Raw genomic sequence first — 24919 nt, forward strand, 5'->3', positions numbered from 1 at the left:
ATCATCTCCATCGTTCGTTGACGGCGCGCTCGGCCGACAGGGCGGCGCCGAAGCAGATTACCGAAATCACCGTGGCCACGACGCTGGTGCCGAAGGCTCGCTCGGTGTTGAAGTCGGTCGCGGCGGCTCGGAAAAGATAGCCGAGGCCGCTGGTTCCCATCAGGAATTCCGCCACCATGGCCGAGAGCACGGCGGGCGGCGCGGCCAGGCGCAGCGCGATCATCCAGTTCGGCACCGCCGATGGCAGCACCAGATGGCGAAACCGCGTCCAGCGCCCCGCTCCCATCACCCGGAACAGGTCGTCGCTGCCCGGCGGCAATGAGCGCAGTCCGGCCGAGGTGAACACGAAGGCCGGAAAGAACGAAATGATGACGACGATCGCCAGCACCGTCTTGATGTCGTAGCCGAGCAGCCGGGCGAGCACCGGGATCAGCGCCACCACCGGCACCGAGGAGAAGATCAATCCGAGCGGCACTAGGATGCCGCTGACGATACGCGACGACCAGGCCAGCACCGCGATCAGCGTGCCCAACGCCATGCCGAGGACGAGACCGGCCGCCGACAGGAGCAGCGTCTGGCCGCCATTGGTCAGATACACGCCGGGCTCGGTGACGAGGTCCTTCAGCACGTCCAGCGGCTGCGGCATGACGATGGCGTTGACGCCGGTGATCGATACCCAGGCCTGCCATGCGACGAGCACGGCAGCGACACCCCAATAACGCGACAAGGCGGTCGTGATGATCCGCATCGGCTGCGACCCCGCCCTCCTCATCGGAACCGTCCGTAGACCGCGCGCTCGACCAGGCCGAGCAGGCCGAAGGCGATCAGCGACGCCGTGGCTGCGATGAACACTGCGCTCCACAAAAGCGGGATCTGAAAGTTCTGCATGGCGCTCACCATCAGCAGGCCGAGACCGCGCGACGAGCCGAACCATTCGCCCAGAATGGCGCCGATGAAGGCCGCCGGCACGGCGAACTTGAAGCCCGAGACCATCGCCGGCAATGCCGCCGGCAGGTCGAGACGCCAGAATCGCGTCAGCGCGGTCGCGCCCAGCGAGCGGAACAGGTCGCGATGGACGGCCGAGGACGCCGCCAGACCGGAGGTCGTCGAGACATAGACGATGAAGAAGACGTTGAGCGTGGCGATCGCCATGCCGGTGAACTCGCGGCTGAGCAGCACGATGAACAGCGGCGCCAGTGCGATCGCCGGAATCGAATGGATCACGCTCGCCAGCCGATCGACGCCGGGACGCAGCGTCGTCACCACGTGAACGAGTGCCGCAAGCACGATCCCGATCAGCGCACCCAGCGCATAGCCGGCGCCCACCATGGAAAAGCTGGCGCCCATGGCGCGCAGGAACAGGCCCTGACGCGACGGCGTGAACAGATAGACCATCACCGTCGAAAAGGGCGGCCAGGTCAGTCCGGCCCAACGATTGACGCCGATCAGTTCCCAAAGGCCGAGAAAGAGCACGACGCCGAGAGCGCCGAGGACGATGGTGCCGGTACGCTCCCTGGCCTCGCCCGTCACGATGCGGCCTCGCTGCCCTGGTCCTCCGGCTCCAGCGCCAAGGTCAGTTCGTCGGCCAGCGCGTGAAACTCCGGCAGGCGCTGTACCTCTGGCCGGCGCGGTCGCTCGAACGGCACGTCGATGGTCTTGATCACGCGGCCTGGCCGGCCGCTCATAACGACGACCCGGTCGGCCAGGAACAGCGCCTCGTCGACCGAATGGGTGACCAGCAGCGTGGTGATCCTCTGTTCGCTCCAGATGCGCTGCAACTCCACGTTCATGTGGCGGCGGGTCACCGCATCGAGCGCGCCGAACGGCTCGTCGAGCAGCAGCACGTCGGGATTGAGCGCCAGGGCCCGAGCGATCGAGACGCGCTGGCGCATACCGCCGGACAACTGACGAGGCCGGGCATCGCGGAATTTCTCAAGGCCCACCAACGCCAGCAACGCATCGATGCGAGCCATGTCAGGCGCCTCGCCCGCCACCTTGAAGGGCAGCGCGACATTAGCCCGGACCGTGAGCCAGGGCAGCAGCGCGTGGTCCTGAAAGGCGACGCCCAGGCGATGCGCCTTCGACAGCGACACCGGATCGGCGCCTTCGATGGCGACGCGGCCGCTGGTCGCCTCCTCCAGGGCCGCCACGAGCCGCAGGATCGTGCTCTTGCCGCAACCCGACGGACCGAGCAGGGCCACGAACTCGCCCTTGGCGATCTTGAGTTCGACCTCCTCGACGGCGATCAGTTCGCTGCCGTCGTCGAGCCGGAAGGTCTTGCCGGCGTGATCGACGTTGATCGCCCAGCGCGCGGTGCCAACGGGGTCGGTGGAAGGCGGCAAGTTTCTCTCCGAGCTAATAGGGCGTGCCGCCGGCATCGGCATTGACGGCTTGGCCGCGGATCATCATGGCATCGTCGGTCAGCAGGAAGGAACCGTGCGGGCCACCTCCCGCGGCTCGGTATGGCGTCCCAGCACCGCGTCCTTCATGAACGCGAAGATTTCGTCCGCCGGCTCCGAGGTGACCGCGGAATAGGCCCGCGCGACTTCCTGGAGCATCGGCGTCGCCATGCCGCCGGGGCACACACAATTGACGTTGATATCGTAGGGTCCCAACGCTTGCGACAGCATGCGCGTCAGGTTGATGACGCCGGCCTTGCTGGCGCTATAGGCCATCGATTCGACATGGCCGACCTTGCCGGCCTCGGAGGCGATGTTGACGATCGCTCCCGCGACCCCGGCCTCGATCATCCAGGACGCCGCCACCCGCACCATGTCGTAGGCGGCGAACAGATTGACCTCGAACTGGCGCTGCCAGTCGCGGCGGCTGATCTGGAGAGGGTCGGCGTGGAGCACGATCGCGGCACAGTTGACCAGGCCGTCGATCCCGCCCATGGCGGCGAGCGTCGCGTCGAGCGCGGCCTGCGGCGAGGCCTCCGCCGCGACGTCGAGCGCCACACCGAATGCGCCCGCCTCGGCGCCGCCGAAGTCCGAGACCGCCTCGTCTACCCGGGCCTGATCGAGATCGACGAACAGCACCGTGGCGCCCTGCGCCAGCAGTAGGGCGACGATGCTTCGGCCCAGGCCGCTGGCGCCGCCCGTCACGATGAACCGCTTGCCGGCGTGCACCGGAAAGACCGTGGGTTCACGGACCGGCAGGGGGCCCTTGCTCTTGACCGTCTGGTACTTGCCCATGGTCAGGCGACCAGCTTCTCGAAGCGCTCGGAGATGCCGGGCAGCCGCTCGTTGAGCTTGGCCTTGATCGCCTCGACGTCGATCGACACCATTTCGCGGTCCTTCATCACCACCTTGCCGTCGACGAGCACGGTGGAGACGTCGCGGCCGACCAGCACGTTGGCGGCGACGAAGAGCGGATCGTAGAGCGGCATGGCATCCATCGCGCTAGTGTCGCACAGCGTGATGTCGGCCTTCTTGCCTGCTTCCAGACTGCCCACTTCGTCGAAGATGCCGAGCGCCCGGGCGCCGCCATTGGTGCCGACACGCAGAAGCTCTTCGGCCGAGATCGGCTCGCGCTGATGGAAGCCGGCGCTGTTGAGCGCCTGCTGGCCGACGCGCGCCACATGGGCCACCTGAAAAATGTCGAGCGTGCCGGCCGCGCCGGGTCCGTCGGTGCCGAGCCCGATGTCGATGCCGCGCCGCCACATCTCGACCAGGCGATGGAAGCCGATCGAATAATTGTTGAACCCGCAATGGCAGGCCGACGGCCCGTGCTCCACGTAGAGGTCGACCTCGTCCGGCGTCAGCAGCACCGAATGGGCGCAATGCAGCCGGCTGGACAGAACGCCGATGCTTTCCAGCCACGGCGCCGGCCGCATGCCGAACTTTTCATTGGTGTAGTCGATCTCGTAGGTGCCCTCGCACAGATGCGTGTGGATCTTGACGTCGAGATCCTTGGAGGCCTGTCCGATATCGCGGATGAGCTCGGGCGAACAGACGATCACCTGGCGCAATGCCAGCCACGCCTTCACCCGGTCGTTGCTTTTCCAGCGCTCGACGAGTTGGATGTTGCGCTCCAGCGCCTCGTCATGCGTCATCAGCATGTTGTCGGGCACGTCGGCCCCGATATTCTCGCTCTGATCGACGGTCGACAGCGCGACGAAGCCGCGAATACCGACATCCATCGCCGCCCGACCCATCTCGTCCGGGTGCGGGCCGCCGGCCTCGGCGAAGCAGGTCGTGCCCACCTGGATCATGTTGGTGTAGGCGACGAGGCCGGACAGATAGACGTCCTCGGGCTCCAGGCAGCTCTCGAAGGGAATGAGGTAGTTCTTCCAGACCGGCTGCTTGAGCGGCCGCTTGCGCGCGATCGACTGCAGCTTGCCGCGCAGCAATTGCTGGCCGGTGTGGAAATGCGCGTCGATCATCCCCGGCAAGGCGATCTTGCCGCGACCGTCGATCGTGGTCCCGGCCTTGAAGGCAGAGGCTTCCGTGGTCGGCCCCGTCCACACGATCCTGTTGCCTTCGACCGCGATGGCGCCGTCGCTGATGACGGTGTTCGCCGCGTCGAGGGCGACGACTTCGCAGCCCTTGATCAGAACGTCGACCGGACGCGGCTGGTTTTCCTGTGACATGAACTTTCAGACTTCTCGTTGGGTCGATCAGAGAGAGGCGCGCGCATCCTCGACGATGCTGGTGTCGACGATCTGGTCGACGGGCGGAAGGTCGGTGCGGCCGGTCGCCTTGGCGGCGTCGTACATCTTGCCGGCGATCTTCTCCGGGTCGAGCGAATAGACGGGATAATCGGCATCGCCGCCCGGCCGGATATTGGCCTCCTGCAGCTCGTTCTGGCGCATCTGCTGGTCCAGATCGAGGCCGTAGTCGGCCCCATACTTCTCGACCATCAGGTGCGGCGCATAAGTCATGTCGGCCTCGCTGATGGCGTTGGCTTCCATCAGCGCCGCGACGTAGCTCACCAAGGCGTCGCGGTTCTTTTCCAGGAAGTCGCGCGAGACGAAGGCGAGATCGGCATAGGAGGGAAAGCCGAGCTCGTCGAAGGAGCGGAAGAAGAAGTCCTTGTCGCGCTCCAGGCCCATCTGCTCCAGCGTGATGGTCTGGTTGGTGCCGAAGGCGGTGTAGCCGTCGCCGTCGCCCGCCACTAACGGCTCGGGCGAAAAGCCGGCGGGCACCATGGTCCAGTCGCCCGACAGGCCCGCCAAGGCCAGGGTGGCGTCGATCGCCGTCTGCTCGGCGGGGCCCTGGGCCAGAATCCTGGAGCCGATGATGTCCTTCGGCTCGAGAATGGGCTTCTTGGCCAGCGAGATGATGCCGAGCGGGCTGGTCTGGGCGCGCGCCGAGATCAGCACGTAGTCGTTGCCCTTGGCCACGGCATCCAGGAAAGGCAGCCAGCTCGTATAGCCGATCTCGGCATTGCCGGCGGCGACCAAGACGAGAGGATCGGGCGCGTTCGGCCCGCCGGGCGCGACATCGACGCTCAGGCCGCGCTTCTGGAACAGGCCCTTTTCGACGGCGATCCAGACGTCGGCATATTCGACATTGGCGATCCAGCCGCATTGAACCCGCAGCTTGGTCGTGTCCTGCGCGAAGGCCCAGCGCGGCAGCATCGCGGCGCCAAGACCGGCCGCCGCGGATTTCAACAGAGTGCGTCTATGCATGGGAGACCTCCGAAATCGAGCGTCGACGACCAGGCGCGAGACGCGTCCGAACAGCGTGGGAAGAAAGGGGAAGGCGCGCGGTGGAGCGAGGCGGCTGCCTAGAGGGAGGCCAGCGCGTCCTTGAGCGGGCCGAGGTCGACCAGCTTGTCGAGCGGCGGCACGGTGCGGTCGGCGGCCTTGGCCGCGTCGGTCATGTCGCCTTCGATGATCGCGGGATCGAACATCAGCAGCGATTGGCCATCCTCCGGCTCGATCAGCGGAATCTGCAGCTCCATCTGCCGCTTCTGCTGATCGGGATCGAGACCGAGGTCGGCGCCGTATGTGTCGACGACGATCTGCGGCGCGTAGGCCGGATTGTCGATGGCGTATCGCCAGCCCTTCACCAGGGCGCGCAGATAGCCGACCACGGCGTCGCGATGCTCGTCGAGGAAGGAGCGCTTGGCGACGTAGAGTCCCTGCTTGACGTTATAGCCGAGGTCCTCGAACAGCGTGACATAGAAGTCCTCGCCCTGCTTGAGGCCCATTTGCTCCAGGGTGATCGGCTGGTTGGTGGCGAAGGCGAAGTAGGCGTCGCCGTCACCGGCCAGCAGCGGCTCGGGCGAAAAGCCGGTCGGCACGATTTCGTAGTCGAGCGGCAGGCCGGCCTTGCCGAGGACGGAATCGATGATGACACGGTCCGACGCGTTCTGCGCCAGGATCTTCATGCCCACCAGATCTTCCGGCTTCTGCACCGGCTTGGCGGCGAGCGAAATCAGCGCCGAAGGGCTCTTCTGCCACTGGGCGCCGAGAATGACGAAGTCGTTGCCCTTGGCGGCGGCATCGAGGATCGGCAGCCAATTGGCGCCACTCACCTGCGACCGGTCGGCGGCCAGCGACACCAGCGTGTCGGGCGCCTGCGGACCGCCGGTGATATAGTCGGCCTCGATGTTTTCCTCGGCGAAATAGCCCTGCTCGAGAGCCGTCCAGAAGCCACCATACTCGACATTGGAGATCCAGCCGAACGCCGTGGTGATCTTGGTCGTCTCCTGGGCGAAAACGGCTTTGGGCAGCACCCCGGCCAACAACCCGGCCGCCCCTCCGGCAAGAACCGAGCGACGGCTGAGATGAACGATATTCCGCTTCATGAAGGATCCCCGAAAGAGCTGGACACAGACCGTCCTCCCGGCGGGCGAGCCGCTTGATGCGGCATCTGTAATTTTCTGTTACAGCTACGCTATCAGACGTAATTCCAATTACAAGCTACTTTTGAGGCGTTTTATGCGTCTGCACAAAATTGCGGCAAACGACTATCTCCCCGCCGACTCGGTGGTCGCCGAACGGATCGCGGCTATCTACCCGGACCTCTCCGAAGCGCTTCGTCGATTTGCCGATTTCGTCCTGAACGAGCCGATGCAGGTCGCGCAGATGAGTATCAACGAGACGGTCAGCGCTTCGGGTGTTTCCGTGGCGACGGCCAACCGCTTCGCCCGCAAGCTCAGTTTCGAGGGCTATGCCCAGTTCCGCGCCGAGGTGATCCAAAGTTTCGAGTCGGTGTTTGCGCCGGTGGAACGCCTGAGAACCAAGCTCTCGGAGGGCTCGTCCACCCATCAAGTCGTGACCGCCTCGATGGACGAGGACCTGGAAAACCTGCGTGACACCATGCGCAATCTCGATGCCGCGCGCTGCGAACAGGCCTGCAGCATGATCGCCCAGGCCGAGCGCATGTTCATCGTCGCCTTCGATTCCGGCGCGGCGCTGGCGACCATCTTCGCCCACCATCTGCGTCTTGCCGGCCGATCCGCGGCGATCGTCGACAATGGCGGCGGCGCGTTGACGGCGGCGCGCCATCTGGCGACGTTCGGCAAAAGCGATCTGGTCGTCGCCATCGCCTTTCCCCGCTACATCCGCGAGACCGTGGAATTGACGCGGGCTGCCGTCAAGCATGCCATTCCGGTGCTGTCGATCACCGATACCCAGGCCTCGCCTCTGGCGAGCCTCGGCACGCTGACCCTCTACGTCCACGCCCGGCGCAGCTTCAGCTCAACCTCCAACACGGCAATCCTGGCGCTGTTGGAAGCGCTGGCGGCCGGGGTCGCATCCCAGACGGACGGCGCGGCCGAAACCGCCGAGCGGTTCGCCGACTTCGCCTATCCCTGGCTGATCTCGCCGGGCCGGGGACCCGGTCGAAGCTGACCGCCATCACACGGCCGGTATGCGCCTTCCCGGTCAGCCGATCATCGCCTCGAAGAATAGGGACTGGAAACGCCCGGCATCGACATCCATGGCAATGCCGGCATTGGGCACCGTCGTGCCGGTCTTGCGCCGATCGGGGATGACCTGGCCGCGGGTCAATTCACCGGCGCACTCGATATCGACCTGCATCGGCTCGATGGTGACGAGCGTCGGGTCCTCGGCCACCGCCACGGCCAGCGGATCGTGCAGCGCGCAATAGTCGATCTCGGGATACTGGGCCTGATAGGCTGCGAGATAGAAGCGGGCGGCCTGCATGGCGATCCGCACCGCCGCGTCGCCGCGCTCGGAGAGCTCGCCGATCATCGCCGATGTCAGCTTGGTGCGCATCGTCACGTCCATGCCCACCAGAGTGATCGGCGCACCCGATTGCAGCACGATCCGCGCCGCTTCCGGATCGTTGAAGAAATTGGCATCGGCGACGGGGCTCGCAATCCCTGGCACGCCGGGATGCCACAGCGTGCCGCCCATCAGCACCATGCCCTTGAGCTTTTCGGCAATGTCCGGCGCCTTCATCAACGCCTGGGCGACGTTGGTCATCGGTCCGACCGGCACGAGGATCAGCTCACCCGGATTGGCACGCACCCGTTCGATGATGAGATCCGGCCCCCAGATGTCGCGCGCCTCGGTGGCGGGCAGCGGCAGATCGACGTCACCCAGGCCGTTCGAGCCGTGAATGCGGCTGCCGCGCTTGGTGAAGGGCCGCGTCAGGGCGCGCTTGCAGCCGGCGGCCACCGGGACGTCGGTGCGGCCCGCCGCTTCCAGAAGCTGCAGGGTGTTGCGGGTGGCCGACGCGACGTCGATATTGCCGTAGGTGGTGGTGATCGCCTCCAGCTCGATCCCCGGACGCTTCAGCGCCAGGAGGATCGCCATGGCATCGTCGATCCCGGTGTCGACGTCGAGAAGTGTCCTGCACTGTCCAGCCACAACCCTGTCCTTTCGTCCGGTTCCCGACGAGATGGCGTTATGCCCGCCTTAGCGTTGCCGAACGCGCCGACTGCCTACCATTTCACCGCGCCGCAGATATAGGCACATTCCCTCGGCCGCAATCCTCAGGACAGTAGCCCGGCAATGCCGCGCAGGCCGGTGACGAGCGCCATCACGGCCAGCACCGCCAGCGCGATCCGGCGATAAAGGTCCTGGCTCGCCCGGGCGAACAGCCAGGCGCCCAGCGCCGTTCCTCCCACCATGATCGGCAAGCCGACCAAGGCCAGAAGCACTGCAGGCCCGTCGATGAGCCGGGCGTAGGCCTGCCCCGGCAAAGCGATGATCGCGGTGAAGAAAAAGAATGCCAGCAGGGAGGCCCGCGTCATGGCCGGTGCTGCCGGGGCGGACAGGTAGTAGGCGATCACCGGCGGGCCGGGCATGGCCGCTGCGCCAGAAAATACGCCGGCAAAGAAACCGGCGGGGATCGCCAGTTTCGGCCCGCCGATGGCGGCGAGCACAGGCTTCCGCGCCAGGACCAGCAGCGCCACGCCGACAATGCCCGCGATCAGCACGCGCATCACGGACGCGTCGAACCGAGCCAGCGCATAGAGCCCCAAAGGGGTGCCGAACAGGGCACCCAAGGCGAGCCAGCGGAGCGAGGGGCGATGCATCACGGCGCGCATCCGCACCAAATCGTAGACGCCGACGATCGCCTGCATCAGCGTCACGGCGACCACCGCCTGGGTCGGAGACCACAGGAGGCTCAGCAGGGGAACGGCGGCCAGCGCAAAGCCGAAGCCGGTGAAGCCGCGCAGCACCGCCGCCACGAGCACCGCAAAGCACGCAACGCCGAAGCCGGCGGGAGACAGCAGCGAAATCGCCATCGTCAGCGGGCCTCGTAAGCGCCGAGGGATTTCGGGACGGGGGCTGCTGCCATAAGGACCATTGTCTCCGGGGAGGCGCCGATCGGAGGGCGAAAGCCGGCAGCCGCAAGAGGGATGTGCGCCGGCAAGGCCCGGCGCAGGGCTCATCCGACTTCGCCCACGCGGGCGAAATCTCGATGTCGGATGAAAGCGCAGGCGGATCGGTCGGCGATGCGAAGGCCTCTTTCCTTGGCATGCCCGGCCAACGCTGTCCAGCACTCCACAGCAGGCAGGCGACGGCGTTGCCAGACGAAATCGCTCGCGCCGGATAAAACCTTGCTAAAAAACTCAAGTTTACAGTAGGAGGGTTGCAGCGAGGCGAGCAGCGCATGGACGGTCGCCCGACGACCATCTTGCCTCGCCGGCATCGAAACGAAAGGGTTCGCATGACTCGTCTGGTCGCCACAGCCACCGTTTCCGTCGCCGATCCCGATCCGGTGATCGCCGCCGTCTGCGACCATCTGGCCGAGCACGATGCCAAGATCGCCCGGGACGGCGCGGCGCATATCGTCGACTTGCCATTCGGCACGGGCACCCTGCGCGCCACCCCAGGCCGGATCGAACTGGGAGCCGAGGCGGCCGACATCACGGGTCTCTATCACATGCGCATGGCGCTTGCCGGCCATGTGAAGTACTTCGCAAAACAGGCCACCCCCGAGGTTGTCTGGACGGGCGACGGCAGCGATCTGGTCACGCCGCCCAATTACCGGGTCGCACGGGTCCGCGACGTCAGGGACATTACGCCGCATATGCGTCGGATCACCTTTGTCGGTGCCGATCTCGACCGCTTCGCAACCAACGACAGCCTGCATCTCGGCCTGGCCATTCCGCCCGAAGGCGGCGACCTGATCCCGCCGACCGTCGGCCGAGACGGCCTGTTGACCTGGGGCGAGGCCGACGGCGCTCCCGATATCCGCCGCTACACCACGCGTCGCTGCGATCCGGTTGCGGGCGAACTCGACATCGATTTCGTTCTGCATGAGGACGCGGGCCCCGGCGCGGCCTTCGCGGCGCGGGCCAAGTCGGGAGACCGGGTCGGCTTGGCCGGCCCGATGGGCGGCGCGATCCGCGACGACCGCGATTGGTATCTAATCGGCGGCGACGAGACGGCGCTGCCGGCCATCGCACGCAGCCTGGAGACCTTTCCGGCGTCCAAGCGCGGCCTGGCCCTGATCGAGATTGCCGGACCGGACGAGGCGCAGGCGATCGACAACCGCACCAGCATCGAAATCCGCTGGCTCTACCGAAATGGCGCCGGGCCGGGAGCCAGGCTAGCCGATGCCGTGCGAGAGACGGCCCTGCCGGACGACGGCACGCCCTTCTTCATCTGGACCGCCTGCGAGTTTGCCGCCTTCAAGGTGATCCGGAACCATTTGCGCAAGGAGCGCGGCCTGACGCGCGATCAGCATCTCGCCGTTGCCTATTGGCGGAGAGAACCCGCCGCCCGCGAAGGTGACGGCCGCTGATTGTCGGCGGCATTCGTCGATCCGTTCGATCGGCAAGTGTCGCTCCGGCGGCCGCAGCCGTCGAAGCAACGATGCTGCCGGGCGCCGCGTGATGGCCCCCGGAAGGGTGTCAGACCAGTTCGGCCAGGGTAGCCGGATCGAACGCCTTCAGTCCGGCATGGTCGTTGGCCTTGACCTTGGCCACCCATTGCGGATCGCTGATCAGGGCGCGGCCGACAGCGATCAGATCGAATTCGTCGCGATCCATGCGCTCAATCAGCCGGCCCAGTCCTGCCGTCGGCGAGGCTTCGCCGGCGAAGGCGCCCATGAAGTCGCTCGACAGGCCGACCGAGCCGACGCTGATCGTCGCCGCGCCCGTCAACTTCTTGGCCCAGCCTGCGAAGTTGAGGCCGTTCTCGCCGTCGATCTCGGGAAACTCCGGCACCCAGAAGCGGCGCTGCGAGCAGTGGAAAATGTCGACGCCGGCATCGGCCAGCGGCTGCAGCCAATCCGCCATCGCATCCGGCGTCTCAGCCAGCCGCACGGCGAAGTCCTGCTGTTTCCACTGGCTGAGGCGCAGGATGATGGGAAACTCCGGCCCCACCGCCTCGCGAATCGCGGCCACCACCTCGCCGGCGAAGCGCGAGCGCTCCTTGAGCGTGGCGCCGCCGTAGCGATCGGTGCGCTGGTTGGTGCCCGACCAGAAGAACTGGTCGATCAGATAGCCGTGGGCGCCATGGATCTCCACGACGTCGAAGCCGAGGCGCTTGGCATCGGCCGCCGCCCGCGCAAAGGTGGCGACCGTATCGGCGATCGCTGCCTCGCTCATCGCCTCGCCGCGCGGCGTGTCGGGTGCGAGCAGGCCCGAGGGGCTCTCCACCGGCGCCTCCGGCACCCAGTCGGTGAAGGGATTGACCGTCGAACCGGTGTGCCAGAGCTGCGGCCCCATGCGCCCGCCCGCCCGATGCACGGCGTCGACGACGCCCAGCCAGCCGGCAAGCGCGGCCTCGCCATGGAAAAACGGGATACCGGGATCGTTGCGCGATGCCGGGCGGTCGACGACCGTCCCCTCCGAGAGGATCAGGCCGACGTCGCCCTCGGCGCGGCGACGGTAATAGGCGGCGTTGGCTTCGCCCGGCACGCCGTTCGGCGCGAAGGAACGCGTCATCGGCGCCATGACGATCCGGTTCTTCAGCTCCAGGGACTTGAGGCGAAAGGGACGGAACAAACTATCGGTTTGGGAGGACGACATGAAGGAAAAGGGCTCCGTTGCTGAAACGGTCCTTTAGGTATACATCGTAGACCTAGCGTCAATGACGCACCTGAAAGCGCCTAGGTATCTCCAAGGAAACCGCCCATGCCGACCTGCGAACACTTCGCGGTGGACTGCCCGAGCCGCCTGCTGCTCGACCAGATTGCCGACAAATGGTCGATGATGGTGCTCACCGTGCTCGATGACGGGCCGCAGCGCTTCAACGCCATCAAGCGGTGTCTGGAAGGCGTTTCGCAAAAGGCCCTGACGCAATGCCTGCGCCGGCTCGAACGCAACGGGCTGATCGCCCGCCATGTGCTGCCGGTCTCGCCGATCGGCGTGGAATACGAACTCACGCCGCTCGGCCGCACGCTTCTGCCGCCGTTCAGGGCTCTCTATGGCTGGACCCTCGCCAATATGGACGAAGTCGAGAAAGCCCGCCAAGCCTTCGACACACGGCAGGCGGCCTGATCAGGCCGCCACCAGGCTCGGATCCGCACAGCCCGCCGCGCGAAACTGCTGCAGCGTATGCTTGTGCAAACCGAGCTCCGCGAGATCGGCGCGCAGTCGCTCGATGTCCGCCTCGCTCAGCAGGCGCGGATGCACCGTGGTGCGCAATTGGAAGGCGACGCTGCTTTCGACGAGATGACGCAAGCTTTGCCGGGCTTTCTCTCCTCCGCCCGGCGCACCGGTGATCCGATCGTAATCGGCAAAAGGCGCCTTGATGTCGAACCCGACCCAGTCGACCAGCGGAAGCACCTCCCGCAGCCGTGCCGGATAGGCACCGCCGGTGTGAAGGCCGATCTTGAAGCCCATATCGCGAACCGTATGCATAGCCTCGGGCAAGCCCTTCTGCAGGGTCGGCTCGCCGCCGGAAAACACCACGCCGTCGAGCAGATTCCGCCGGCTTCGCAGGAAGGCGCCAATATCCGGCCATGCCAGTTCCCTATCCCCGCGGGCGGCCAGAAGATGAGGATTGTGACAATAGGGGCAGCGCCAGGGACAACCCTGGCAGAAGATCGTCGCCACGAGCTGGCCGGGCCAGTCGCAGGTGGAAAGGGGGGCGAGCCCCCCGACCCTGAGCTCAGTCATCGGCTCGTGCCGGCTCCCGGAACGAAACGCGTTCGGCGAACTCGCCCTTCTTGCCGCGATTGAAGGAGCCGACGGGACGGTGATAGCCCATGACGCGTGTCCAGATCTCGCAGGGCTGGCGCTCCTCCGGCGCCAGTTCGAGGGCTTCGGCGGGTTCGGCGGTCAGGCTCATATCGTTCATGATGGTCTCCTTTGGATCGGGGTCAGGCGGCGGCGCGCTTCTTGGCGATCGCCTCGGCATCGCATTTCGGGCAGAACTCGTGCTCGCCGGCGAGATAGCCGTGTTTCGGACAGATCGAGAAGGTGGGCGTCACGGTAACGTAGGGCAGGCGGAAGTTTTCCAGCGCCCGGCGCACCAGCTTGCGGCAGGCCTCGGCCGAGGAGATGCGTTCGCCCATGTAGAGGTGCAGCACCGTGCCGCCGGTGTATTTGCGCTGCAGCTCCTCCTGTCGGGCCAGCGCCTCGAAGGGATCATCGGTGAAGCCGACCGGCAGCTGGCTCGAATTGGTGTAATAGGGCTCGTCTTCCGTGCCGGCCTGGAGAATGGCCGGATAGCGCTTCCTGTCCTCCCGGGCGAAGCGGTAGGTCGTGCCCTCGGCGGGCGTGGCCTCCAGATTGTAGAGATGTCCGGTCTCCTCCTGATACTCCACCATGCGGGCGCGCACGTGGTCGAGCAGGCGGACGGCAAAGGCATGGCCCCATTCGGTGGTGACATCCTCCGCGTCGCCGGTGAAGTTGCGGATCATCTCGTTGATGCCGTTCACGCCGACGGTGGAGAAGTGGTTGCGGAGCGTGCCGAGATAGCGCTTGGTGTAGGGAAAGAGCCCTTCGTCCATCAGCCGCTGCACGGTCTTGCGCTTGATCTCGAGGCTGGTGCGGGCGATGTCGAGCAACGTGTCGAGGCGGGCGAAGAGGCCGTTTTCGTCGCCGGCGAAGACATGGCCGAGCCGGGCGCAGTTGATGGTGACCACGCCCACCGATCCGGTCTGTTCGGCAGAACCGAACAGGCCGTTGCCGCGCTTCAGCAGCTCGCGCAGATCGAGCTGCAGCCGACAGCACATGGAGCGCACCATGTTGGGCGAAAGCTCGGAATTGACGAAGTTCTGGAAATAGGGAAGCCCGTATTTCGCCGTCATCTCGAACAGCCGTTCGGCGTTCTCGCTCTCCCAGGGAAAGTCCGGCGTGATGTTGTAGGTCGGGATCGGAAAGGTGAAGACGCGCCCCTTGGCGTCGCCCGCCGTCATCACCTCGATATAGGCCCGGTTGATCAGGTCCATCTCGGCCTGGAGATCGCCATAGGCAAAGTCCATCTCCCGGCCGCCGATCACCGGCACCTGGTCTTTCAGATCGTCCGGGCAGGTCCAGTCGAAGGTGAGGTTGGTGAAGGGCGTCTGCGTGCCCCAGCGCGATGGGACGTTGAGGTTGTAGATCAGCTCCTGGACGCCCTGGCGCACCTCCTCGTAGGTCATGGCGTCCTTGCGCACGAAGGCGGCCATGTAGGTGTCGAAGGACGAGAAGGCCTGGGCGCCGGCCCATTCGTTTTGCAACGTGCCCAGAAAATTGACGATCTGACCGACCGCGCTGCCGAAATGCTTGGGCGGCGCGGCCTCGACCTTGCCAGGCACGCCGTTCAGCCCCTCGAAGAGCAGCGTGCGCAGCGACCAGCCGGCGCAATAGCCGGCCAGCATGTCGAGGTCGTGGATGTGGATGTCGCCCTCGCGGTGCGCGGCGCCCACCTCGGGCGGATAGACGTGGGAGAGCCAGTAGTTGGCGACCACCTTTCCGGAAACGTTGAGGATCAGTCCGCCCAGCGAATAGCCCTGGTTCGCGTTGGCGTTCACCCGCCAGTCGGCGCGGTCGAGATATTCGTTGATCGAACGCTCGACGTCGACCAGCGTCGCCCGGTCGCCGCGCTGGCGCGAGCGCTGCTCGCGATAGACGATATAGGCTCGCGCCGTGGCGAAGTGGTTGGCCGAAATCAGCGCCTGCTCCACCACGTCCTGGATTTCCTCGATGCGCGGCGCGCGGCTGGAGAAGCGGTGCGCCAGCACCTTCACTGCCTGGATCGCCAGAAGCTCGGCTTCCGCCGCGCCGAACTCGCCGGTCGCCGCACCGGCGCGCGCGATGGCCGAGCGAATCTTGCCGGTGTCGAAGGCGACCACCTCGCCGCTGCGCTTGACCACCGTCGTCGGATTGGCCGCTGCCCTAACCTGCCCCATGAATACCCTCGTATGATTCGGAACGGGGGACGAGGACAGACGACGCAATACGACCCCGAATCGCACCGCGAATCGAGAGACGCCGCGTCCTGCCGGGCCACCCCGCACCGAGGACGTTTCAAATCGGTGTCACGGCAGGTCTCCTGGCTCGCGCGTCATTGCCTGCCCCTCGCCTTCCCGGTGCTGCGTCGCGCCAGTGACGGAATCCAAGGGCAGGCTCTTCGCCTACAGTTGCGGGGGCAGCGCCGGCATGACCATCCTGGCGGACGGCGCACCGGCTTCCCTCTTAGCCCACATCTTGAATGACGCGGGAACCAATGACGCTAGATATGGTACCGAGACCGGATCGAGCGTCAACCGATTCCCGCGTCAACGGGACATCGTGACGCGGCTTCGTCGAGCCGCATCGGTCAGGATCGGGGATAAGTCCGGCGCAACTGCCGGGCCGCCTCGACCATGGCGACGAGGGCCGGCCGCGTCTCGTCCCAGCCCCGCGTCTTCAACCCGCAATCCGGATTGACCCAGATCTGATCGGGAGCCAGGCGCTCGGCTGCCTTTGTAAGAAGCTCGACCATCTCGGCGGCGTCCGGCACGCGCGGTGAATGGATATCGTAGACGCCTGGGCCGATCTCGTTCGGATAGTGATAGGCGACGAAGGCGTCGAGCAGCTCCATCTTGGAGCGCGAGGTCTCGATGGAGATCACGTCGGCATCCATCGCGGCGATCGACTCGATGATGTCGTTGAACTCCGAGTAGCACATGTGCGTGTGGATCTGCGTCTCGTCGGCAACGCCGGAGGAACAGAGCCGGAAGCACTCCACCGCCCAGTCGAGATAGGTCGTCCATTCGGCGCGCTTGAGCGGCAGGCCTTCGCGCAGCGCCGCCTCGTCGATCTGGATCATCCTGGCGCCGGCCGATTCGAGGTCGGACACCTCGTCGCGAATCGCCAATGCGATTTGCCGGCAAACATCCGCGCGGGGCAGGTCGTCGCGCACGAAGGACCAGTTGAGGATGGTGACCGGACCGGTGAGCATGCCCTTCATCGGCTTGCCCGTCAGGCTCTGGGCATAGCGCCACCAGGCGACGGTCATCGGCGCCGGCCGTGAGACGTCGCCGAAGATCACCGGCGGACGCACGCAGCGCGATCCGTAGCTCTGCACCCAGGCATGCTTGGTGAAGGCGAAGCCGGAGAGCTGCTCGCCGAAGTACTGGACCATGTCGTTGCGCTCGAACTCGCCATGGACCAGCACGTCGAGCCCGATCTCCTCCTGCCAGGCGACCACCTCGGCGGTCTTCTGCCTGAGGAACGCCTCGTAACCGACCGCATCGAGCTTGCCCTTGCCAAAGTCGGAGCGCGCCTGACGCACCTCTGCCGTCTGCGGAAACGAGCCGATCGTCGTGGTCGGGAAGGTCGGCAGGTCCAGCGCGGCATGCTGGAGAGGCCGGCGCGTGGCGAACGAGCCTTGGCGCCGCATCAGCTCCGGCGTCACGTCGGCCGCTCGCGCGGACACCGCCGCATCATGCACCTTGGCCGAGACGGCGCGTGCCGCGATCGCCCGGCTGGCGGCGGCCAATTCGGCTGCCACGGCATCGCGGCCTTCGGCAAGCGCCGTAGCGAGGAGGCGCAGTTCGCCCATCTTCTGGGCCGCGAAGGCCAGCCAGGACTTCAGGTCCGCATCGAGATCGTCTTCCAGTTCGAGGTCGATCGGCACGTGCAGGAGCGAACAGGAGGGCGCGATCTCGATCGGGCCGGAGCGATCCGCCAGCGCCGGCTCCAGGCGATCGAGGATCCGCGCCAGGTCGGCCCGCCAGATATTGCGGCCATCGATGACGCCAAGCGACAGCGTCTGATCGGCCCTGGCTCCGGACAGCACCAGCTCCAGTTGATCGGGAGCGCGCACGAGATCGACGTGCAGCCCGGCGACGGGCAGCGACAGGGCCGTTTCCAGGTTGTCGCCGAGGCCGCCGAAATAGCTCGTCAGCATGATCTTGAGCTGCGGCACCGCCTCGGCGAAGCGCGCGTAGGCGATCCGCAGGGCCTCCTGAACGGTCGGCTCGGCATCGAGCACCAGACAGGGCTCGTCGAGCTGGACCCACTGGGCGCCGGCTTCGCCGAGGCGCTTCAGCACCTCGACATAGACGGGAAGCAAGCGATCCAGGAGCGACAGGGGATGGTGGCCGGGCGCCGTGCTCTTGGCGAGCGCCAGGAAGGTCACGGGCCCGAGCACGACGGGCCGCGTCTCGACGCCGATCGCCCTGGCCTTCAGATACTCCTTCACCGGCTTGACCGTCGCCAGGCGGAAGCTCTGGTCGGGATCGAGCTCCGGCACGAGATAGTGGTAGTTGGTGTCGAACCACTTGGTCATTTCCATCGCCGGCACCGAAGCGGTGCCGCGCGCCATGGCGAAGAGGATGTCGAGCGGCACGAAATCTCCGGACCACCCATAGCGGGCGGGCACCGCGCCGACCATGCAGGCGGTGTCGAGCACGTGATCGTAGAAGGAAAAATCGTTGGAGGGGATCGCGTCGATCCCGGCCTGCCGTTGCGACTTCCAGTTGGCTTCGCGCAGCCCATCGGCGGTCTCGTGGAGACTGTCGACAGAAATCTTGCCCGACCAGTATCGTTCGACGGCGAATTTCAGCTCGCGTCGCGGGCCGATCCGCGGCGTACCGAGCGTGGCTGTGGTGACTTGACGATTGGACATCGGCTTCAAACCCCTGATGATGGGGGGCAAAGGCCGAGCGGATACGCCTCGACGGCGGCGGGGCCGGAGACGGCCCACCGCTTTTCGAGCGTTCCACCGGGACACCCCGCCCGAGGACGTTCTAGGCGCGTGGCAGGTCTCCTGGCTCACGGGTCGTCGCCTTTCGTCACGCCTTCCCGAAGCTGAACGCCTCAGTGGCCTGTCGGACGAAAGGCTCGCCGCTCACAGTTGCGGGGGCAGCGCCGGTGTTTCACCGGCTTCCCTCTTCGCTCCGATCCCGGGGGGATCGGAGAACCACGACAGCATCCTCCATGAACCCTCGCGCGGAGCGCGTCAAGCAGGATATAACGATATCTTTATGTGAATTGCGAGACCTGGGGCCGTGCGGCAGTGTGCGCGATCGGATAATTTCGCGCTGCGGTCGATTGACAGAATCGGCGCGGATTGATCAACATATAGATGTCATGGTCTCCCAGAACCACAAGAACTGGGAGCTAAGAGGGAATTCGGTGCGCCGTCCGATTCGGGCGTCAAGGCCGAAGCTGCCCCCGCAACTGTGAGCGGCGAGCCCTGCGTCCCATCGGTGTCACTGGAGCATGAGGCTCCGGGAAGGCCGGACGCGAGGCCGTGACCCGCGAGCCAGGAGACCTGCCGTGACGTGACCGAACCTTTTCCCTGGGCGGGGTGTCCCGGTGGATCGTGCTTGCGACGTGCGGCCGTGTCTGTCGCCTTCGCTGCCTTGGCATGACTCCGCTCGGCCTTTGCCTCCAAGCACCTGTGGAGCAGCCGATGTCTCTTTCTCCCTCTCCCGCGTCGAACGGCGGCCATCCTGCGGTGTCCGCACGGCCGCCGCGGGACCCGGCCGAACACGTCGCCGACGGCCTCAAGGTGATCCGTCGCAACGGCACCGTCTCGCCCTTCGACGCCTCGAAGATCGCGGTCGCCATGACCAAGGCGTTTCTGGCGGTCGAAGGCCGGACTGCGGCGGCCTCCTCCCGAGTGCACGAAACCGTCGAAGAGCTGACCGCCGAGGTGGTCGGCGCATTGACCCGGCGCAGCGACGGCGAGCGCCTGCTCCATATCGAAGACATCCAGGATCAGGTCGAGCTCGCCTTGATGCGCGCCGAGCACCAGAAGGTGGCGCGCGCCTATGTGCTCTACCGCGAAGAGCATGCCCGCGCCCGCCAGGCCGAGGCGGTCCAGGAGACCGCGCCCGCCATCCAGGTGACCCAGCGCGACGGCACGCGCCGTCCGCTCGACGATGGCCGGCTGGAACAGGTGGTCGCGGAAGCCGTCTGCGATCTCGACGGGCTCGATGCGGCCGCGATCCTCGCCGAAGCCCGACGCAACCTGTATGACGGCGTGCGCGAGACCGAGCTGTCCGATGCGCTGATCCTAGCCGCGCGCACCCTGATCGAGACCGAGCCCGACTATGCCTTCGCCAGCGCCCGGCTGCTCCTCGACAAACTGCGCGGCGAGGCCCTGACGCATGTCTTCGGCGCCCCGCGACGGGCAACCCAGGCCGAGATGGCGCACGTCTATGGCGAATACTTTCCGGCCTACCTGAAGACCGGCATCGACGCCGATCTGATCGATCCGGAGCTCGCCCGCTTCGACGTCGCCCGGCTTGCCGCCGCGCTGAAGCCCGAGCGCGACCACGCCTTCCAGCTTCTCGGCCTGCAGACGCTCTACGATCGCTATTTCCTGCAGGACGGCGGCATCCGTTTCGAACTGCCGCAGTCCTTCTTCATGCGCGTCGCCATGGGTCTCGCCTTGCGCGAGGTCGACCGCGAGGCGCGCGCCATCGAGTTCTACGAGTTGCTCTCGTCCTTCGACTTCATGGCCTCCACGCCGACTCTGTTCAACTCGGGGACGCGCCACGCGCAGCTCTCGTCCTGCTTCCTCACCACCGTTTCCGACGATCTCGGCGGCATCTTCAAGGCGGTGAAGGACAACGCGCTTCTGGCCAAATATTCCGGCGGTCTCGGCAACGACTGGACCCCGGTGCGCGGGCTGGGCGCCCATATCAAGGGCACCAACGGCAAGAGCCAGGGCGTCGTGCCGTTCCTGAAGGTCGCCAACGACACGGCGATCGCCGTCAACCAGGGGGGCAAGCGCAAGGGCGCCGTCTGCGCCTATCTGGAGACCTGGCACATCGATATCGAGGAGTTCCTGGACCTCAGGAAGAACACCGGCGACGACCGTCGCCGCACCCACGACATGAACACCGCCAACTGGGTGCCGGACCTCTTCATGGAGCGCGTCGAGGTGGGCGGCGCATGGACGCTGTTCTCGCCGGACGAGACGCCGGACCTGCACGACCTGACCGGCAGCGCCTTCCGCGCTGTCTACGAGGCCTATGAAGCGAAGGCCGACGCCGGCGAGATCAAGGTGTTCAAGCGCATGAACGCCGTCGATCTGTGGCGGCGCATGCTGACCATGCTGTTCGAGACCGGCCATCCCTGGATCACCTTCAAGGATCCCTGCAACCTGCGCTCGCCGCAAGGCCATGTCGGCGTCGTGCATTCCTCGAACCTGTGCACCGAGATCACTCTCAACACCGGTCCCGACGAGGTCGCGGTCTGCAATCTCGGCTCGGTCAACCTGGCTGCCCACGTGACGGCCAAGGGGCTCGACCGGGAGAAGCTCGCGGCAACGGTGAAGACCGCGATGCGAATGCTCGACAATGTGGTCGACATCAATTTCTACACGATCCCCGAGGCGCGCCGCTCCAATCTCAAGCATCGTCCGGTCGGACTGGGCCTGATGGGCTTCCAGGACGCGCTCCAGACGCTGCGCCTGCCCTACGCTTCGGACGAAGCCGTCGCCTTCGCCGACGAGAGCATGGAGGCACTGAGCTACGAGGCGATTTCCGCCTCCTGCGATCTGGCCGCCGAACGTGGCCGCTACCCCTCGTTCGAGGGGTCGCTGTGGTCCCAGGGCATCCTGCCGGTCGATTCGATCGAGCGTCTCCAGGCCGCCCGGCCGTCCCTGGAGATGGACCGGACCACCCGGCTCGGCTGGGAGAGCCTGCGCGACCGTGTGAAAACCGTCGGCATGCGCAACTCCAACTGCATGGCGATCGCGCCGACGGCCACGATCTCCAACATCTGCGGCGTGTCGCAATCGATCGAGCCGGCCTACCAGAACCTCTTCGTCAAATCGAACATGTCGGGCGACTTCACCGTGGTGAACGCCGCCTTGGTGCGCGACCTGAAGGAGCGCGGCCTGTGGGACGCGGTGATGGTCTCCGATCTAAAGTACTATGACGGCTCGCTCGGCCCGATCTCGCGCATTCCCGACGATCTGAAACAGCTCTACGCCACGGCGTTCGAGATCGATCCGGCCTGGCTGATCCGGGCGGCGAGCCGCCGCCAGAAATGGCTCGATCAGGCGCAGTCGCTCAACCTCTATCTGGCGAGCCCGAGCGGCAAGGCGCTCGACGCGCTCTACCGCTTCGCCTGGAAGCAGGGCCTGAAGACCACCTACTATCTGCGCACGCGCTCGGCGACGCATGTGGAGAAGTCCACGCTGAAGGGCACCGACGGCAAGCTCAACGCCGTGGCGCTGCACGCCGCGCAGGCCGTCCATGCCGCGCCCGCGCCGATCGATGCGCAGGACAGCGCCTGGGGCAAGGCCTGCGCCATCGACGACCCGGACTGCGAGGCCTGCCAGTAGCCCGACTGCGTTTCCGTCCTACGGCCTCACCTCTACCAAGACGCGGCGGCCGACAACGAATGCCACGACGCGCGACCACTCTCTCGCTTTCGTCATTCTCGGTCGACATCGCGTGACTGGATCCTCGGCACGGTGGCCGAGGATGACGTGATGGAGGTGTCTGCGCCCTTCAATCCGTCCGTGCGATCCCGCCGCCCATGGGACGCGGCAGGGTCGGCCCCCGATCCGACAGCCCATTCGGAGAATACGATGCTCGACTTCAACGACACTCCCGCCGCCCGCAAACCGGCGACCGACGCGGCCGCGGCCGACGCCACCGGCCTTGGCGAAATCGAGCGCGGCGCCGCCCGCGTCTCGGTCGACGACAAGCGCATGATCAACGCGCGCGCCGACGTGAACCAGCTTCTGCCGCTCAAATACGACTGGGCCTGGGAAAAATACCTGTCCGGCTGCAACAACCACTGGATGCCGACCGAGGTCTCCATGCAGGCCGACATCGCGCTGTGGCGCTCGGCCGACGGCTTGACCGAGGACGAGCGGCGCATGGTCAAGCGCAATCTCGGCTTCTTCGCGGCCTCCGAAAGCCTGGTCGCCAACAACATCGTTCTGGCGATCTACCGCCACCTCACCAATCCTGAGTGCCGGCAATACCTGCTGCGTCAGGCCTTCGAGGAGGCGGTCCACACCCACACTTTCCAGTACATCGTGGAAAGCCTCGGACTCGACGAAGGCGAGCTCTTCAACATGTACCGCGAGGTGCCGTCGATCACCGACAAGGCGGCCTGGGCGCTGGAGCGCACCCAGAGCCTCGACGATCCGAGCTTCGCCACCGGCACGCCGGAGACCGACCAGGCGTTCCTGAAGGATCTCGTCGCCTTCTATGTCGTCTTCGAGGGCATGTGGTTCTACACCGGCTTCGCGCAGATCCTGTCACTCGGCCGGCGCGGCAAGATGGTCGGTATCGCCGAGCAGTACCAGTACATCCTGCGCGACGAGTCGATCCATCTGAACTTCGGCATCGACGTGATCAACCAGATCCGCCACGAGAACCCGCATCTGTGGACGCCTGAATTCCAGGACGAGGTGCGGGCGATGCTGCGCGAGGCGGCGGAGCTGGAGACGGCCTATGGCCGCGACACCATGCCCACCGGCTTTCTCGGTCTCAACGCGGCGCTCTGCGAGGAGTATATGCGCTTCATCGCCAACCGGCGCTGTGCGCAACTCGGTCTGGAGCCCGTCTTCGGCCCGGCCGAGAACCCGTTCCCCTGGATGTCCGAAGCGATGGACCTGAAGAAGGAAAAGAACTTCTTCGAGACCCGCGTCATCGAGTACCAGAACGGCGGGGCGCTGAACTGGGATTGAGAGCCGCGCAAGGCGCCGGCGGGCGGGGCCGACGCGCTATCCGAGGTCTTTCAGGCCTCTCAAGAAGTCGGTCGCCGCTGCGAACCGCCGCTTCAGGCGCGCCGTGCGCTCGGCGCGCTCCGGGCGCGGGGCAAACACCGTTCCGCCGCCCACCGCGACGCTCGGTCGTCCGAGTGCGACGAGCGCCAATTGCAGAGCGCCGATGCTGGCGGCCGTGATGGGCTCGGCCGGCACCGAAATCGGCCGGCCGATGACGTCGGCCAGAAGCCGCGGCCAGATCTGGCTCAGCGCGCCGCCTCCCGCCAGGCTGAGATCGCCCGGCTCGGCGACCATCGCCTGAAGGTTGCCGGCGATGGCGAGCGCGACGCCCTCCAGAACCGCGCGATAGAGATCGCCCGGTCGGTCTTCCGCCGAAAGACCGATGAAGCCGGCGCGCAAATCAAGATCGACGAAGGGCGAGCGCTCGCCCTGGAGATAGGGCAGGAACTGGACGTGCGTGGGCGACGTGTCGGCGGCGATCGCCAGGGCGTCGGCCGCCTCGATTTCCAGCCCGAGGATATCGCGGGCCCATTGCGCTGCCGCCCCCGCCGAGAGAACCGGCGCGATCTCGATCAGGCCGTCATGGGCGGGATGGGGCAGCCGGTAATAGGGCCTGGGCGACCCGTCATAGGCCGACGCCACCCGCGCCACCCAGCCGCTCGTTCCGAGATAGAGGCTGACGTCGTTTTCCTTCGCCGCGCCGCTGCCCAAGGTCGTGGCGCCGCCATCGCCGCAACCGTTGATCACCGGCAGTCCGGCCTGAAGACCGAGCGCGGCAGCCGCTGCCGGAAGAAGCGGGCCGACGACGGCGTCCGCCGGCAGGATCGCCGGCAACAGCTCGGGATCGAAGCCGAAGGCGTCGATCAGCATCGGCGACCAGATCCGCGTGGCCATGTCCATCAGGCCGGTGGTGGCAGCGCAGACCGGATCGGTGGCGAAGGCCCCGGTCAGGCGGAAGGCGAGATAGTCCTTCGAGCCCGGCAGGATATGGCGCACCCGAGCAAACGCCTCCGGCCGTTCCTCGCGCAGCCAGTCGAGCTTGAAGGCGGTCATCAGCGGCTCGGGCGCGTTGCCGCAGATCTCGGCCGCGCCAAGGGCCGTCAGTGCCGCGGCGCGTCGCTCCAGCGAGTCCTGGCCGCAGGCGTTGGAATAGACGAGAACCTCGCCGATCGGCGCACCGCGCCCGTCGAGAGCGATCAGGTTCTCCATCGTCCCGGTGAGCGCGATCGCCGTGACCCCGCGGCAATCCAATTGCGCGACCGCCATGGTCGCGGCCTGCCACCAGTCGTCGGCCGAAAAGGTGACCGCACCCGACACTCCGCCGTAGAGCCCCGGAGCCTGCGCTGCGATAACGCCATCCTCGGAAAAGACGGTCGCCTTGAGCGCCGATGTTCCGCAATCGAGAACCAGGATCAT

Annotated in this window: 20 protein-coding genes and 3 riboswitches; of the genes, 5 read left to right on the forward strand and 15 right to left on the reverse strand. The window is 66.3% G+C overall.

All coding sequences use genetic code 11. The annotated features are described in order from the left end of the window. Nucleotide 1: 1 nt before the first annotated feature. The 7 genes from SMD10_RS00335 to SMD10_RS00365 all read right to left on the reverse strand — a co-directional run bounded on the left by SMD10_RS00335 (nucleotide 2) and on the right by SMD10_RS00365 (nucleotide 6756). On the reverse strand, nucleotides 2–748 hold the full coding sequence (locus SMD10_RS00335; RefSeq protein WP_331683635.1) for an ABC transporter permease: 747 nt from the start codon (nucleotides 746–748) through the stop codon (nucleotides 2–4). A 20-nt stretch (nucleotides 749–768) separates the two neighbouring features. Next, the gene (locus tag SMD10_RS00340; RefSeq protein ID WP_331683636.1) at nucleotides 769–1530 is read right to left on the reverse strand and encodes an ABC transporter permease; all 762 of its coding nucleotides are present in this window, start codon (nucleotides 1528–1530) and stop codon (nucleotides 769–771) included. Next, nucleotides 1527–2342 (reverse strand): ABC transporter ATP-binding protein, encoded by an 816-nt coding sequence (locus SMD10_RS00345; protein ID WP_331683637.1) that lies wholly within the window; start codon nucleotides 2340–2342, stop codon nucleotides 1527–1529. Before SMD10_RS00345 ends, SMD10_RS00340 begins: the two co-directional genes overlap by 4 nt. A 78-nt stretch (nucleotides 2343–2420) precedes the next feature. Next, entirely contained in the window at nucleotides 2421–3194 is a 774-nt protein-coding gene (locus SMD10_RS00350) for an SDR family NAD(P)-dependent oxidoreductase (protein WP_331683638.1), read from the reverse strand. 2 nt (nucleotides 3195–3196) lie between these two features. Continuing rightward, nucleotides 3197–4591, reverse strand: coding sequence for an amidohydrolase family protein (locus SMD10_RS00355; RefSeq protein ID WP_331683639.1), 1395 nt, complete (start codon nucleotides 4589–4591; stop codon nucleotides 3197–3199). A 27-nt stretch (nucleotides 4592–4618) separates the two neighbouring features. Continuing rightward, nucleotides 4619–5632, reverse strand: a complete 1014-nt coding sequence (locus tag SMD10_RS00360) for an ABC transporter substrate-binding protein (protein WP_331683640.1) — start codon at nucleotides 5630–5632, stop codon at nucleotides 4619–4621. A 98-nt stretch (nucleotides 5633–5730) separates the two neighbouring features. Next, nucleotides 5731–6756, reverse strand: coding sequence for an ABC transporter substrate-binding protein (locus tag SMD10_RS00365; protein ID WP_331683641.1), 1026 nt, complete (start codon nucleotides 6754–6756; stop codon nucleotides 5731–5733). A 133-nt stretch (nucleotides 6757–6889) separates the two neighbouring features. Here SMD10_RS00365 and SMD10_RS00370 point away from each other — a divergent pair, with 133 nt between their 5' ends. Beyond that, entirely contained in the window at nucleotides 6890–7804 is a 915-nt protein-coding gene (locus SMD10_RS00370; RefSeq protein WP_331683642.1) for a MurR/RpiR family transcriptional regulator, read from the forward strand. 33 nt (nucleotides 7805–7837) lie between these two features. Here SMD10_RS00370 and SMD10_RS00375 read toward each other — a convergent pair whose 3' ends face one another. Together SMD10_RS00375 and SMD10_RS00380 are read right to left on the reverse strand one after the other, a co-directional pair. Next, nucleotides 7838–8788: a nucleoside hydrolase gene (locus tag SMD10_RS00375; RefSeq protein ID WP_331683643.1), complete on the reverse strand. Its 951-nt coding sequence runs from the start codon at nucleotides 8786–8788 to the stop codon at nucleotides 7838–7840. 125 nt (nucleotides 8789–8913) lie between these two features. Continuing rightward, nucleotides 8914–9672, reverse strand: coding sequence for a sulfite exporter TauE/SafE family protein (locus tag SMD10_RS00380; RefSeq protein ID WP_331683644.1), 759 nt, complete (start codon nucleotides 9670–9672; stop codon nucleotides 8914–8916). Nucleotides 9673–10097: 425 nt separating this feature from the next. On the opposite strand from SMD10_RS00380, the gene SMD10_RS00385 reads away from it, so the two are divergent. After that, a complete protein-coding gene (locus SMD10_RS00385) occupies nucleotides 10098–11177 on the forward strand; it encodes a siderophore-interacting protein (protein ID WP_331683645.1) in 1080 nt (359 codons plus the stop codon). A 109-nt stretch (nucleotides 11178–11286) separates the two neighbouring features. On the opposite strand, the gene SMD10_RS00390 is transcribed toward SMD10_RS00385, so the two are convergent. Next, nucleotides 11287–12408, reverse strand: a complete 1122-nt coding sequence (locus SMD10_RS00390; protein ID WP_331683646.1) for an NADH:flavin oxidoreductase — start codon at nucleotides 12406–12408, stop codon at nucleotides 11287–11289. A gap of 105 nt (nucleotides 12409–12513) precedes the next feature. On the opposite strand from SMD10_RS00390, the gene SMD10_RS00395 reads away from it, so the two are divergent. Continuing rightward, nucleotides 12514–12879 carry a winged helix-turn-helix transcriptional regulator gene (locus tag SMD10_RS00395; RefSeq protein WP_331683647.1) on the forward strand — a complete coding sequence of 122 codons (366 nt, stop codon included), beginning with the start codon at nucleotides 12514–12516 and terminating at the stop codon, nucleotides 12877–12879. Here SMD10_RS00395 and SMD10_RS00400 read toward each other — a convergent pair whose 3' ends face one another. The 4 genes from SMD10_RS00400 to metE form a co-directional block, all read right to left on the reverse strand. Beyond that, nucleotides 12880–13500, reverse strand: coding sequence for an anaerobic ribonucleoside-triphosphate reductase activating protein (locus SMD10_RS00400; RefSeq protein ID WP_331683648.1), 621 nt, complete (start codon nucleotides 13498–13500; stop codon nucleotides 12880–12882). Further along, a complete protein-coding gene (nrdD, locus tag SMD10_RS00405; RefSeq protein ID WP_331683649.1) occupies nucleotides 13493–13681 on the reverse strand; it encodes an anaerobic ribonucleoside-triphosphate reductase in 189 nt (62 codons plus the stop codon). Before nrdD ends, SMD10_RS00400 begins: the two co-directional genes overlap by 8 nt. A gap of 22 nt (nucleotides 13682–13703) precedes the next feature. Further along, complete coding sequence (locus SMD10_RS00410; protein WP_331683650.1) at nucleotides 13704–15719, reverse strand: ribonucleoside triphosphate reductase; 2016 nt, start codon at nucleotides 15717–15719, stop codon at nucleotides 13704–13706. 116 nt (nucleotides 15720–15835) lie between these two features. Further along, nucleotides 15836–16054: riboswitch (cobalamin riboswitch) on the reverse strand. 75 nt (nucleotides 16055–16129) lie between these two features. After that, nucleotides 16130–18424 carry a 5-methyltetrahydropteroyltriglutamate--homocysteine S-methyltransferase gene (gene metE, locus SMD10_RS00415; RefSeq protein WP_331683651.1) on the reverse strand — a complete coding sequence of 765 codons (2295 nt, stop codon included), beginning with the start codon at nucleotides 18422–18424 and terminating at the stop codon, nucleotides 16130–16132. Between the two features lie 114 nt (nucleotides 18425–18538). Further along, nucleotides 18539–18738: riboswitch (cobalamin riboswitch) on the reverse strand. A gap of 134 nt (nucleotides 18739–18872) precedes the next feature. Then, nucleotides 18873–19094: riboswitch (cobalamin riboswitch) on the forward strand. A 119-nt stretch (nucleotides 19095–19213) separates the two neighbouring features. On the opposite strand from metE, the gene SMD10_RS00420 reads away from it, so the two are divergent. Both SMD10_RS00420 and SMD10_RS00425 read left to right on the forward strand, forming a co-directional pair. Further along, complete coding sequence (locus SMD10_RS00420; RefSeq protein WP_331683652.1) at nucleotides 19214–22102, forward strand: ribonucleoside-diphosphate reductase subunit alpha; 2889 nt, start codon at nucleotides 19214–19216, stop codon at nucleotides 22100–22102. A gap of 249 nt (nucleotides 22103–22351) precedes the next feature. Next, nucleotides 22352–23464: a ribonucleotide-diphosphate reductase subunit beta gene (locus tag SMD10_RS00425; protein WP_331683653.1), complete on the forward strand. Its 1113-nt coding sequence runs from the start codon at nucleotides 22352–22354 to the stop codon at nucleotides 23462–23464. Nucleotides 23465–23500: 36 nt separating this feature from the next. Here SMD10_RS00425 and SMD10_RS00430 read toward each other — a convergent pair whose 3' ends face one another. Beyond that, nucleotides 23501–24919 carry an FGGY family carbohydrate kinase gene (locus tag SMD10_RS00430; RefSeq protein WP_331683654.1) on the reverse strand — a complete coding sequence of 473 codons (1419 nt, stop codon included), beginning with the start codon at nucleotides 24917–24919 and terminating at the stop codon, nucleotides 23501–23503.

This window comes from Consotaella aegiceratis (assembly GCF_036541425.1).
GTDB lineage: Bacteria > Pseudomonadota > Alphaproteobacteria > Rhizobiales > Rhizobiaceae > Consotaella > Consotaella aegiceratis.